The sequence below is a fragment of the Vibrio sp. Sgm 5 genome (assembly GCF_026241575.1).
Classification (GTDB): Bacteria; Pseudomonadota; Gammaproteobacteria; order Enterobacterales; family Vibrionaceae; genus Vibrio; species Vibrio jasicida.
Genome location: NZ_JAPHPY010000002.1, coordinates 155685 through 168677 on the forward strand (window position 1 = coordinate 155685; position 12993 = coordinate 168677).

Sequence of the window (12993 nt, forward strand, 5' to 3'; positions counted from 1 at the left end):
AAAAACTTACGAGTGCTTCAAACAAATACGTCTATTTATGGTTGTATCGATGAAAAATCCTTACACTAAGCCACATTGATTCAAAATTAAGCCTTGAAATATGGACGTTTGAACTCAATATCTTTGATAAATGATTTATCTCAGTATTCTTAGTTCTAAACTTGCAGAGACTGAAGGCATTACGAGTAGATCGGGAACGGTCTGATAAAAGAGAGATTCACGAAAAATGATAGCTAAGCTACTGACAAAAGTTATTGGCAGTCGCAACGACCGAACACTGCGCCGCCTTAGAAAAATTGTAAAAGAGATCAATAACTACGAACCAACGTTCGAAGCACTGTCTGATGAAGAGCTAAAAGCAAAGACTGTTGAGTTCCGTGAGCGCCTAGAGCAAGGCGAAACTCTTGATAAGCTACTTCCAGAAGCATTTGCTACGGTTCGTGAAGCATCTAAGCGTGTTTACGGTATGCGCCACTTCGACGTGCAGCTTATTGGTGGTATGGTCCTTAACGGTGGCCAAATTGCTGAAATGCGTACTGGTGAAGGTAAAACTTTAACGGCGACTCTTCCTGCTTACCTAAACGCACTTCCTGGTAAAGGTGTCCATGTTGTAACGGTGAACGATTACCTAGCAACACGTGACGCGGAAACAAACCGTCCACTATTCGAGTTCCTTGGTATGACTGTTGGCATCAACGTGCCAAACATGCCTCCTCAAGCTAAGAAAGAAGCTTACGAAGCCGATATCCTTTACGGCACAAACAACGAGTTTGGGTTTGACTACCTTCGTGACAACATGGCTTTCCGCAATGAAGACCGTGTTCAACGTGAACGCTTCTTCGCTGTTGTCGATGAGGTGGATTCAATCCTAATCGATGAAGCTCGTACTCCTTTGATCATTTCTGGTCCAGCAGAAGACAGCTCGGATCTATACACTCGCATCAACTTGCTTATCCCACAGCTTCAGAAACAAGATAAAGAAGATTCTGAAGAGTACCGCGGTGACGGCCACTACACTGTGGATGAGAAGTCTAAACAAGTTCACTTAACCGAAACGGGCCAAGAGTTCGTTGAAGAGCTGATGGTTAAGAACGGTTTGATGGAAGAGGGTGACACGCTTTACTCTCCAACCAACATTAGTTTATTGCACCACGTAAATGCGGCACTTCGTGCGCACGTATTGTTTGAACTGAACGTAGACTACATTGTAAACGATGACGGTGAAGTGGTTATCGTTGATGAACACACTGGCCGTACAATGCCAGGTCGTCGTTGGTCTGAAGGTCTTCACCAAGCGGTTGAAGCGAAAGAAGGCGTTAAGATTCAAAACGAAAACCAAACGCTGGCTTCTATTACTTTCCAGAACTACTTCCGTCTATACGAAAAACTGTCGGGTATGACAGGTACAGCAGATACAGAAGCGTTCGAATTCCAATCTATTTACGGTCTTGAAACGGTGGTTATTCCAACCAACAAACCAATGATCCGTAATGATATGCCAGATGTGGTCTACCGTACTGAAGCAGAAAAATTTGCTGCAATCATCGAAGACATCAAAGAGCGTGTAGAAAAAGGTCAACCATCTCTAGTAGGTACGGTTTCTATCGAGAAATCAGAACTTCTTTCTAATGCACTTAAGAAAGCGAAGATCAAACACAACGTATTGAACGCAAAATTCCACGAACGCGAAGCTGAGATTGTTGCGGAAGCGGGTACGCCAGGTGCGGTAACAATCGCAACCAACATGGCAGGTCGTGGTACCGATATCGTATTGGGTGGTAGCTGGCAGGCAAAAGTTGAAACGCTACAAGATCCAACCAAAGAACAAATTGATGCGATTAAAGCAGAGTGGAAACAGGTTCACGATCAAGTATTAGATGCGGGTGGTCTGCACATCATTGGTACGGAACGTCACGAATCTCGTCGTATCGATAACCAGCTACGTGGTCGTTCTGGTCGTCAAGGTGATGCGGGTTCTTCTCGTTTCTACCTATCAATGGAAGACTCACTACTTCGTATCTTTACTTCAGACCGTATGGCGAGCCTTATCCAAAGTGGTATGGAAGAAGGCGAAGCGATCGAATCGAAGATGCTGTCTCGTTCAATCGAAAAAGCACAGCGTAAAGTAGAAGGTCGTAACTTCGATATCCGTAAACAGCTTCTTGAATACGATGACGTTGCGAACGATCAACGTAAAGTGGTTTACGAATTGCGTGACGAGCTAATGAGTGTTGACGACATTAGCGATATGATCGAACAAAACCGTGAAGACGTAATCACAGCGATCATCGACGAGTACATTCCGCCACAATCTCTAGAAGACATGTGGGATGTTGAAGGCCTGCAAGAGCGTTTGAAAGCGGACTTCGATCTAGATACTCCTATCAAAGAGTGGCTTGAGCAAGATGACAAGCTTTACGAAGAAGCATTACGTGAGAAGATCGTTAACCTAGCAGTAGAAGTTTACAAGCAAAAAGAAGAAGTGGTTGGTGCACAAGTGCTACGCAACTTCGAAAAGTCGGTCATGCTTCAAACGCTAGATACGCTATGGAAAGAACACCTAGCGGCGATGGATCACTTACGCCAAGGTATTCACCTTCGCGGTTACGCACAGAAGAACCCGAAACAAGAATACAAGCGTGAGTCGTTTGAATTGTTTGAAGGTCTACTAGAAGCGCTGAAAACAGACGTAATTACAGTATTGTCACGCGTGCGTGTTCAACAGCAAGAAGAAGTAGAACGCATGGAAGAGCAACGTCGTGCTCAAGCTGAGGAAGCGGCTCGTCGTGCTCAAGCTCAACACGCGGCAGCTCAAAACCCACTGACAGAAGGTGAAGAAGCAGAGGAAGGCTCTAGCCAACCAATGGTTCGTGACGAACGTAAAGTGGGCCGTAATGAGCCTTGTCCATGTGGCAGCGGTAAAAAATACAAACAGTGCCACGGTAAAATTGACTAATACAGTCAGAAGATATTAAGAAAGAGTCGCTTAGGCGGCTCTTTTTGTATCGACAGATCTAGGAATGAATCTAATGAAAAGAATTCACATTGTTGCGGCGATTATCTTCAATCAAGACAGGTCGCAAATCTTCATCACTAAACGTCCGGACGATAAACACAAAGGTGGATTTTGGGAGTTTCCTGGTGGCAAAGTTGAGCAAAATGAAACAGTCGAGCAAGCGATGATTCGTGAACTTGAAGAAGAGGTTGGTATCACAGTCACAGAACAAGCCTTATTTGAGCATTTGGAATACGACTACCCAGATAAATCTTTAAAGTTTGATTTCATGACCGTTTCTCAATTCAACAATCAGCCTTATGGACGTGAAGGGCAAGAAGGGCGTTGGGTCGATATTATTGCGTTACCTAACTACGCTTTCCCAGAAGCTAATGTACCGATTCTAGAGCGTGTAGTGAAAGAGTTTTCCTAACCTGCATCTAACTGTCTTGTGGTTAACACGGGATATTGTTAGTTTAAAAAGATACCGCGAAACGAAAGAGAACGAGTGCAAACCTCGTTATCCAGAGAAGGAGAGAAAGCGCAATGGTTCGTATTGCAATCGCAGGAGCTGCTGGCCGTATGGGTCGCAACTTAGTAAAAGCTTCACACTTCAACTCAGAAGCCGCTGTAACGGCTGGTTCAGAGCGTCCAGAGTCTTCACTTGTTGGCGTTGATGTGGGTGAACTGTGTGGTGAAGGTAAGTTTGATGTCTTTTTGACGGATGATTTAGCAAAAGAAGTCGACAACTTTGATGTTGTTATCGATTTTACTGCTCCAGTGAGCACACTGGCGAATCTAGAGCTATGTAAGCAACATGGTAAGTGCATTGTTATTGGAACGACGGGCTTTAGCGAAGAAGAACGTGAGCTGATTGACGAGGCAGCTAAGCAGGTGCCAGTTGTCATGGCTCCAAACTACTCTGTTGGCGTGAATCTTGTCTTCAAGCTTCTTGAGAAAGCAGCGAAAGTTATGGGTGACTACTGTGATGTTGAAATCGTAGAAGCGCATCACCGCCATAAAGTGGATGCGCCATCTGGCACCGCGATTGGCATGGGGGAAGCGATAGCTGGAGCGATGGGTAACAAACTGAGTGATGTCGCTGTGTACGCACGCGAAGGCATTACCGGTGAACGTACTAAAGATGAAATTGGCTTTGCCACTATCCGTGCCGGTGACATTGTCGGCGAGCATACTGCTATGTTTGCTGATATCGGCGAGCGTGTTGAGATTACTCATAAGGCAACAGATCGTATGACCTTTGCTAATGGCGCGGTAAAAGCCGCCGTTTGGCTGCATTCGAAGCCATCAGGCTTCTATACCATGACCGATGTGCTCGGCTTGAACGAGCTTTAAATACATAATTATTCGCCGGCGTAAGCCGGCTTTTTTGTATTTAGAGGAAAGTATGTAAAGAAATTGAGTCGTATCATCTGCGATTTCATCTTGAGTTATGGTGTGTTTTTGGGCGTCTTGTTGTGAAAAGTGCTTGAGTTGCTCAAAAGCATGGGTTGTTTTTGTGTAATGAACGTTTGCGCAAAAAACTCACAAAATTTTGTGATCTGCAATAAGTTCAAATTTGTAAAATTTACAAAAAAGGCCAACTGTCGGGAATGAATAACGATAAAACTTACAATTTTAGGGCTTTTTCTGTTTAAATGCCCTTACTCGCTAGAAAGTGATAATTTATTTTTCAATGTGTGTTGACAGTTTTGAAGTCCGTCATTAGAATACCGCCAATTTGTCAAAAATACCTGTTTATGTAAGTTTTCAAGGTAAAGGAAGGCAAATTTGCAGCTTAATTTATTTTTTATGCATTTTTATTCTGGAGGTTGTCTTGGGTAAATTAGCACTGTTAGTCCTAGAAGATGGGACAGTGTTCCGCGGTGTTTCCATTGGAGCAGATGGTATTTCCGTTGGTGAAGTTGTTTTTAATACCTCGATGACGGGGTACCAAGAAATTCTCACTGATCCTTCCTATTCTCAACAAATCGTTACTCTCACTTATCCTCACATTGGCAATACCGGAACCAATTCCGAAGACGAAGAATCTTCTTCAATCCACGCACAAGGCCTTGTGATTCGCGATCTTCCTCTTATCGCTTCTAACTTCCGTAATGAACAATCCCTTTCTGATTACCTCAAGTCGCAAAATATCGTCGGCATTGCAGACATCGATACTCGTAAGCTAACTCGTATCCTACGTGAGAAAGGTGCGCAAAACGGTTGTATCGTTGCAGGTAACAACCTAGATGAAGCTTTGGCATTAGCAAAAGCAAAAGAATTCCCTGGCTTGAAAGGTATGGATCTTGCGAAAGAGGTTACAACAAAAGAAGCGTATCAATGGAAACAAGGTTCGTGGACGCTTGAAGGTGGACTTCCTGAAGCGAAAGACGACAGCGAATTGCCATATCACGTTGTTGCCTACGACTTCGGCGCAAAACGCAACATCTTGCGCATGTTGGTTGACCGAGGCTGCCGCCTAACGGTTGTTCCTGCTGAAACGTCAGCAGAAGAAGTTCTGGCTCTAAACCCAGATGGTGTCTTCCTATCAAACGGCCCTGGTGACCCAGAACCATGTACTTACGCGATTGAAGCAACAAAAACTTTCCTAGAGAAAGGTCTGCCAATCTTTGGTATCTGTCTAGGCCACCAAATCCTTGCGTTAGCATCGGGTGCACAAACAGTGAAAATGAAGTTTGGTCACCACGGTGCAAACCACCCAGTAAAAGATTTGGAACGTAATGTTGTGATGATCACTTCTCAAAACCACGGTTTTGCAGCAGATGAAGCAACGTTGCCAGAAAATCTACGTGCTACTCACGTATCGCTATTTGATGGTTCTCTACAAGGTATTCACCGTACAGACAAGCCAGCATTTAGCTTCCAAGGTCACCCAGAAGCGAGCCCAGGTCCACACGACGCGGCACCGCTATTTGACCACTTTATCGAACTAATCAAAAAACACAGCGCTTAATTCGGAGTAGTAGATAATGCCAAAACGTACTGACATTCAAAGTATTCTTATTCTTGGTGCTGGTCCGATTGTTATCGGTCAGGCATGTGAGTTTGACTACTCTGGCGCACAAGCGTGTAAAGCACTGCGTGAAGAGGGTTACCGAGTTATCCTTGTGAACTCTAACCCTGCAACCATCATGACTGATCCAGACATGGCGGATGCAACTTATATCGAGCCAATCCAGTGGGAAGTGGTTCGCAACATCATCGCGAAAGAAAAGCCAGATGCAGTTCTACCTACAATGGGCGGTCAAACAGCATTGAACTGTGCTCTAGACCTAGAGAAGCATGGCGTTCTTGAAGAATTCGGCGTTGAGATGATTGGTGCAACGGCTGACGCTATTGATAAAGCAGAAGACCGTTCTCGTTTCGATAAAGCGATGAAGTCTATCGGCCTTGAGTGTCCACGTGCGGATACGGCTAAAACCATGGAAGAAGCTTACGGCGTTCTAGATATGGTTGGCTTCCCATGTATCATCCGTCCATCATTCACTATGGGTGGTACAGGCGGTGGTATCGCTTACAACAAAGAAGAATTTGAAGAAATCTGTCGTCGTGGTCTGGACCTTTCTCCAACTAACGAGCTTCTAATCGATGAGTCACTTATCGGTTGGAAAGAGTACGAGATGGAAGTGGTTCGTGACAAAGCGGACAACTGTATCATCGTATGTGCGATTGAAAACTTCGACCCAATGGGTATCCACACGGGTGACTCAATCACGGTTGCACCAGCGCAAACACTAACAGACAAAGAATACCAGCTAATGCGTAACGCATCTCTAGCAGTACTGCGTGAGATTGGTGTTGAAACGGGTGGTTCTAATGTACAGTTTGGTATCAACCCGAAAGATGGCCGTATGGTTATCATCGAGATGAACCCACGTGTATCTCGCTCTTCTGCACTAGCGTCTAAAGCGACAGGTTTCCCAATCGCTAAGATTGCAGCGAAACTGGCTGTGGGTTACACATTAGATGAACTGCAAAATGACATCACGGGTGGCGCAACACCAGCATCATTCGAACCAACAATCGACTACGTAGTAACTAAGATTCCTCGTTTTAACTTCGAGAAATTTGCAGGTGCTAACGACCGTCTAACGACGCAAATGAAGTCTGTTGGTGAAGTTATGGCTATCGGCCGTAACCAGCAAGAATCTCTACAAAAAGCGCTTCGCGGCCTAGAAGTTGGCGCGACTGGCTTTGACGAAATGGTTGACCTAGATGCGCCAGACGCACTAACAACAATTCGTCACGAACTAAAAGAAGCTGGCGCAGAGCGTATTTGGTACATCGCAGATGCATTCCGTGCGGGTATGTCAGTAGATGGCGTATTCAACCTAACGCAAATCGACCGTTGGTTCCTAGTTCAAATCGAAGACATCGTTAAACTTGAGCAAGAGCTAAAAGCAAAAGGCTTCGCGGGTCTGAACAAAGACGAGCTAAACAAGCTGAAGCGTAAAGGTTTTGCTGATGCGCGCCTATCTAAGATTCTAGGTGTAGCGGAAAGCGAAATCCGTCGTCTGCGTGACCAATACGATATACACCCAGTGTACAAGCGTGTAGATACGTGTGCGGCTGAGTTCTCTTCTGATACGGCTTACATGTACTCATCTTACGATGACGAGTGTGAAGCGAACCCAACAGACAAAGATAAGATCATGATTCTAGGCGGCGGTCCAAACCGTATCGGCCAAGGTATTGAATTTGACTACTGTTGTGTACACGCATCACTAGCACTACGTGAAGATGGCTACGAAACTATCATGGTTAACTGTAACCCTGAGACTGTTTCAACGGATTACGACACATCTGACCGTCTGTACTTCGAACCAGTAACTCTAGAAGACGTACTAGCAATCGCTCGTGTTGAGAAGCCAAAAGGTGTTATCGTTCAGTACGGTGGTCAAACACCACTGAAACTGGCTCGCGCACTTGAAGCGGCTGGCGTGCCAATCATCGGTACTAGCCCTGACGCAATCGACCGTGCAGAAGACCGTGAGCGTTTCCAAGTTGCTGTTGACCGTCTAGGTCTTCTACAGCCAGAGAACGCGACAGTAACAACAATGGAACAAGCGGTAGAGAAATCTCGCGAAATCGGCTTCCCATTGGTTGTACGCCCTTCATACGTATTGGGTGGTCGTGCGATGGAAATCGTATACGATGAGCAAGACTTACGTCGCTACTTCAACGAAGCAGTAAGCGTATCGAACGAATCTCCAGTTCTTCTTGATAGCTTCTTAGATGACGCGGTTGAAGTGGATATCGATGCTATCTGTGACGGTGAGCGCGTAGTTATCGGCGGTATCATGGAGCATATCGAACAAGCGGGTGTTCACTCAGGTGACTCAGCATGTTCTCTTCCTGCATACACGCTAAGCCAAGAAATCCAAGACGTAATGCGTGAGCAAGTTGAAAAACTGGCGTTCGAGTTGGGTGTTCGTGGTCTGATGAACACGCAGTTTGCTGTTAAGAACAACCAAGTGTACCTAATCGAGGTTAACCCTCGTGCAGCACGTACGGTACCGTTCGTATCTAAAGCAACTGGTGCACCAATCGCTAAGATTGCTGCACGTGTAATGGCGGGTCAATCGCTAGAGTCTCAAGGCTTTACCAAAGAAATCATCCCACCGTACTACTCAGTGAAGGAAGTGGTACTTCCATTCAACAAGTTCCCAGGTGTTGACCCACTATTAGGCCCAGAAATGCGCTCTACTGGTGAAGTTATGGGTGTTGGTGCAACGTTCGCAGAAGCTTACTCTAAAGCGGAATTAGGTTGTGGCAACATCTACCCAGAAGGCGGCCGTGCACTTCTTTCTGTTCGCGAAGGCGACAAAGAACGCGTTGTAGACCTAGCATCTAAGCTATCTAAGCTTGGTTACCAGCTAGATGCAACACACGGTACAGCAGTGATTCTTGGCGAAGCGGGCATCAACCCACGTCTAGTAAACAAGGTACACGAAGGCCGTCCTCACATTCTTGACCGTATCAAGAACAACGAGTACACCTACATCGTGAACACTGCAGCTGGCCGTCAAGCGATTGAAGACTCTAAAGTTCTTCGTCGCGGTGCACTGGCTGAGAAAGTGAACTACACGACTACGCTAAATGCGGCATTCGCAACTTGTATGGCACACACGGCAGATGCGAAGAGCACAGTAACTTCGGTTCAAGAGCTACACGCAAAAGTGAAAGCTAGCCTAGAAGCGTAATAGATAAAAATCAGTAAGCCCGTTTATTAGGGCTTATATGACAACCTCATTGCCCGCTCATTTGAGCGGGCTTTTTTGTCTTTAAGGTTTCTTAAAATGGAGATAATTGAAGTGCGCTAAGAAAGCTTGGTAGAGAGGACTTTTGTATAGCATCAAACTGATAACTGAAAGTAACGTCCCTAAAGATGAAGAAATAGTACTGCCATTTGTAATAACAAAATTAGCGCTGCAAGTAACAAGAATAAATGCAATGGTGAGCAAGTTTACTTTCGCTGCAATACTCAAGCCCTTGCTTATAGTCAGAATGTTTGGCACACATATTACTGTTGCAGTTATGGTACCGGAGAGAATGAAATAAGTATCGAGTTCTATTTGTTGAGTGATAGAAAACCACTCATTCCAGATGCTTAGGCTTATTGCTAGACCAATGGTCAAGCATAAATATAAAGCTATAGGGAGAACCATTTTAGTCATGCGACCCTCTTTAATTTTTAAAATGAAATTTAGTATGTGTCCGACATTACGAAGTAATTCATAATTAGAACAGTGCTCCACATGCTGAGCTCTATAACTGTGGTAGTTATAAAATAAACTCTACTTGTTTATTTATTTTGTATGCTCTCTTTTCCAGTAAAATATTGTAAGTCGACTCGTCTTTGCTAAATGTATAGTTATTAGACTTAGCAAATACATCAGCTAAGATAGTTGCAGGGTATAATGATAAAAAAGTAGTTATGGAGAGTGCTAAAAAAATCTTACTTGATTTTTTGAATTGGCTCTTAGTTACAAAGTTATTTGATATAATTGAGATGACAAGTATTCTTAAGCATTCAAAAAGAATGAAGCTCGCTCCAAGCATATATACATAGACTTGATCAAAAGTTGTTATTTCACTTTTAGTGGTTATATTGTCATAGAAGCCAGTTATGCCTTTTAGTGAGTATATAAATAGAGAGGTTGATGATATGATTAAGAATATCAAGTAGAATAATGCTTGTTTTCTATCGTAGTTACCATGCGTCATCACAGTAGTCCTTTGCTCATGTTCTGAGAAAATACCATTGAATGAGCTCTTCTGATAGTTTCGTTGTGTTCTTCTTCTATGTCGCTCTTTATGCTCTCTATATAGCTGTCAATAGAACGAATTAGCTTTTGAGTTAAGCCTTTATCCTGATCTTCCTTATTTAGATAAAGGCCAACAGCGCTACTTATTACAATGGCTGCAAGAATAGGTCCAGCACTTAAAGTCACAGTTACACCAGCAACAGAAGCTGCAAAATTAACAAATATGGCAGCAGCAGCTGATGAAAGTCCAACCTTAATAATATCGCTCGCTATAGTTCCTAATAGCTTAGAAAGGGTTTGCTTATCACCTAAGAAGTAATCAACAACTCTGTATGAGCTCAAAAGGATTATCGTGATAACACCACCGCTTTTTATCGATTTAAGAGCCGCTTCAGGCCCAACTGCAAATTTTGCAACTGTTGGTGTAGGTAATAATTTAGCAACTCCTTTTATCTTGACTTTGATAGCTGGCGAGCCTGTAACTATAATATGCGGTGCTCCAGAGTAGTTCTTGACAACTATCGTACTATTATTCCCGTACAAGTAATTTGCTAGGGTAGATATGAATACTAGGTCTTGTCCTGTAGCAAAATATCCAGCTGAGTTTTCAAACGTTGATTTAATGTTTTCCCAACGAGTTAGCCTTATTTTGTCTTTGATGTAATGTTTAACTATGACATCGAAACTATCTAAAGAAAAAATAACGACTTCTTTGTCACTTCTTTTTCTCTCACTTAGAGGATAAGCGCTATTGAATGAATCTGTACTTCGACTGTTACTGTGTTTTAGTGGGTAACTACTCATTAGTTGGTTTGCATCCTGCATTCGTTGTTTCTAAAGAATGATGATATAGAACAATGTTAAGCATCTAGTTTTATACCTTTGCTTCGGTTCGTCTTCTCAAGTTTGGGATTGTTTTTGCGACGGTACTCTAAACTTCATTTTTTTCATTCGTGTTTTTGAGTTGCTTTTGCTAACTGTGCTCTTATTGATGAAAATCTGGAATAGGTTGGTGTCTTGAGTTTCCTTTTGTGCGTTTGTAAGGCAATGCTATCGTTGCCTCATCTGGTTACAAATATTTACAAGGACGCACGAGTGGAAATCACTTTCGAGATGTTAATTGCATTGTTTTTTGTCGCATCAGCAGCAGGATTTATTGATGCCATGGCTGGTGGTGGTGGTCTATTAACATTGCCAGCTCTACTAGCAGCGGGGCTTAGCCCAACTCAGGCATTGGCGACGAACAAACTCCAAAGCTCATTCGGAAGCTTCTCTGCTAGTTGGTACTTTGTGCGTAATGGTATTGTTAGCCTTAAAGAGATGCGCCTAGCGATTCTATGTACCTTTATTGGCTCTGCTATTGGGGCAGAGGCTGTGCAGTTTATCGATGCAGGTATACTCACTAGCCTTATCCCTGTATTGCTGATTGCGATTTCTCTCTACTTTTTGCTCTCCTCGACCTCTAAAACAGCGGAAGGGGAGCCGAAGCTTTCTGAAGCGATGTTCGCTTTGTGCGTTGGTGGCGGCGTGGGCTTTTACGATGGCTTTTTTGGCCCAGGTACTGGCTCTATCTTTGCGCTTTGCTTTGTCGCACTTGGTCACTTCTCTTTGGTTGATGCGACCGCTCGTACTAAGATTCTCAACTTCACCTCAAATATCGCGGCTCTGCTGTTCTTTATTCTTGCTGGTTTGCCTGTGTGGGAAATCGGTCTGACCATGGCGGTAGGTGGCTTTATTGGTGCTCAACTTGGTGCCAAAGTTGTCGTCACCAAAGGTCAAAAATGGATTCGACCTTTAGTCATTACCATGTCTATGTTGATGGCGACAAAACTTCTTTGGCAACAACATCACCAATGGTTTCTATCACTGTTTTAACTCTTGGTGACTGGTACACGTTTTGCCTAACGCAGATATGAATCGGTCGAATTAAAGATGTCAGTTGTTCGAACATAAAGCAGTTATGGTCAGGAATCTTTAACGCCCTAACGATTGATAGTGGGATTAATGCAGGTGCTGCTCCTCCCAGTGCGAGTTGGGCTGCAGCAGTATAGGCGTCCATTTCCATCAACGGCATAATGCCGATTTTCTCTAATGCTGGCAGTTGGTAGCTATTGGACGGGTTAGTTAAATCATTTGTGATGACTTTTTTCGGAAGTTCATTCAGTTGTTGATCACTAACGAGGAAAAAAGGTTCATCACATAAGTGGAAAGCCATCAAGCCATGATGTGGTGGAAGCAAACCAGCGCAAAGCCCAATGGTCGCTTTACCAGATTGAACTCGCTCAACGATTCTAGGGCTGTGGTTGGTGGTTATGGTTAAGTACTGATCTTGCTTGAGGTAATCACCAATAGTTTTTCCAAGATAACCCGCAATAAGTGACTTTGAGCTATCGAGGGTGATTAATGATGTGTCCTCTAGCTCTTGTTGTTCATAGATAAGGCCACGTAACTCGTTAAAAGATGGACCAATATTCTCGATCAAAGCCATGCCATCAGGTGTGAGTTTAATGGTTCTCCCCGAGGGTTCTACTAGCTTCTTTCCCAGCTTTTTCTCTAGGTTAGCGATACGTTTACTCACCGCAGATTGGCTGATATACAACAAACTCCCAGTGCGACTCATTGTTTTCGCTTTGCTTAACACTAACAGTGTTTCGATACCTTCCAGTAACATGTCTATCCATGAATGTTGGGAATAATAGACTTAAT

The 12993-nt window shown here is 43.8% G+C and carries 10 protein-coding genes; 6 read left to right on the forward strand and 4 right to left on the reverse strand.

Translation table 11 applies throughout. The annotated features are described in order from the left end of the window. Positions 1–226: 226 nt before the first annotated feature. The 5 genes from secA to carB all read left to right on the forward strand — a co-directional run bounded on the left by secA (position 227) and on the right by carB (position 9222). Positions 227–2956 carry a preprotein translocase subunit SecA gene (gene secA, locus OQJ86_RS01990; RefSeq protein WP_042605364.1) on the forward strand — a complete coding sequence of 910 codons (2730 nt, stop codon included), beginning with the start codon at positions 227–229 and terminating at the stop codon, positions 2954–2956. 73 nt (positions 2957–3029) lie between these two features. Continuing rightward, complete coding sequence (mutT, locus tag OQJ86_RS01995) at positions 3030–3428, forward strand: 8-oxo-dGTP diphosphatase MutT (protein WP_265985692.1); 399 nt, start codon at positions 3030–3032, stop codon at positions 3426–3428. A 113-nt stretch (positions 3429–3541) separates the two neighbouring features. Then, complete coding sequence (dapB, locus tag OQJ86_RS02000) at positions 3542–4351, forward strand: 4-hydroxy-tetrahydrodipicolinate reductase (RefSeq protein ID WP_038866282.1); 810 nt, start codon at positions 3542–3544, stop codon at positions 4349–4351. A 481-nt stretch (positions 4352–4832) separates the two neighbouring features. Next, positions 4833–5972 carry a glutamine-hydrolyzing carbamoyl-phosphate synthase small subunit gene (gene carA, locus OQJ86_RS02005; protein WP_038866284.1) on the forward strand — a complete coding sequence of 380 codons (1140 nt, stop codon included), beginning with the start codon at positions 4833–4835 and terminating at the stop codon, positions 5970–5972. A 16-nt stretch (positions 5973–5988) separates the two neighbouring features. Further along, positions 5989–9222 carry a carbamoyl-phosphate synthase large subunit gene (gene carB / locus OQJ86_RS02010; protein ID WP_265985693.1) on the forward strand — a complete coding sequence of 1078 codons (3234 nt, stop codon included), beginning with the start codon at positions 5989–5991 and terminating at the stop codon, positions 9220–9222. 81 nt (positions 9223–9303) lie between these two features. On the opposite strand, the gene OQJ86_RS02015 is transcribed toward carB, so the two are convergent. The 3 genes from OQJ86_RS02015 to OQJ86_RS02025 all read right to left on the reverse strand — a co-directional run bounded on the left by OQJ86_RS02015 (position 9304) and on the right by OQJ86_RS02025 (position 11112). Further along, complete coding sequence (locus tag OQJ86_RS02015; protein ID WP_265985694.1) at positions 9304–9696, reverse strand: hypothetical protein; 393 nt, start codon at positions 9694–9696, stop codon at positions 9304–9306. A 106-nt stretch (positions 9697–9802) separates the two neighbouring features. Then, positions 9803–10246, reverse strand: coding sequence for a hypothetical protein (locus OQJ86_RS02020; protein ID WP_171373263.1), 444 nt, complete (start codon positions 10244–10246; stop codon positions 9803–9805). After that, entirely contained in the window at positions 10246–11112 is an 867-nt protein-coding gene (locus tag OQJ86_RS02025; RefSeq protein ID WP_265985698.1) for a hypothetical protein, read from the reverse strand. The genes OQJ86_RS02020 and OQJ86_RS02025 overlap by 1 nt, the downstream gene beginning before the upstream one ends. Positions 11113–11382: 270 nt before the next feature. Between OQJ86_RS02025 and OQJ86_RS02030 the strand changes: the two genes are divergently transcribed. After that, complete coding sequence (locus OQJ86_RS02030) at positions 11383–12162, forward strand: TSUP family transporter (RefSeq protein WP_038878208.1); 780 nt, start codon at positions 11383–11385, stop codon at positions 12160–12162. Here the strand turns inward: OQJ86_RS02030 and OQJ86_RS02035 are convergent. Beyond that, positions 12098–12958, reverse strand: a complete 861-nt coding sequence (locus OQJ86_RS02035; protein ID WP_265985701.1) for a LysR family transcriptional regulator — start codon at positions 12956–12958, stop codon at positions 12098–12100. The genes OQJ86_RS02030 and OQJ86_RS02035 overlap by 65 nt on opposite strands. Between the last annotated feature and the right edge of the window lie 35 nt (positions 12959–12993).

Coding starts and splice junctions, on each gene's coding strand:
- secA (WP_042605364.1), top strand. CDS start 227: ATGATAGCTAAGCTACTGACAAAAGTTATTGGCAGTCGCAACGACCGA.
- OQJ86_RS02025 (WP_265985698.1), bottom strand. CDS start 11,112: ATGCAGGATGCAAACCAACTAATGAGTAGTTACCCACTAAAACACAGT.
- dapB (WP_038866282.1), top strand. CDS start 3,542: ATGGTTCGTATTGCAATCGCAGGAGCTGCTGGCCGTATGGGTCGCAAC.
- OQJ86_RS02035 (WP_265985701.1), bottom strand. CDS start 12,958: ATGTTACTGGAAGGTATCGAAACACTGTTAGTGTTAAGCAAAGCGAAA.
- OQJ86_RS02020 (WP_171373263.1), bottom strand. CDS start 10,246: ATGACGCATGGTAACTACGATAGAAAACAAGCATTATTCTACTTGATA.
- OQJ86_RS02015 (WP_265985694.1), bottom strand. CDS start 9,696: ATGACTAAAATGGTTCTCCCTATAGCTTTATATTTATGCTTGACCATT.
- carB (WP_265985693.1), top strand. CDS start 5,989: ATGCCAAAACGTACTGACATTCAAAGTATTCTTATTCTTGGTGCTGGT.
- mutT (WP_265985692.1), top strand. CDS start 3,030: ATGAAAAGAATTCACATTGTTGCGGCGATTATCTTCAATCAAGACAGG.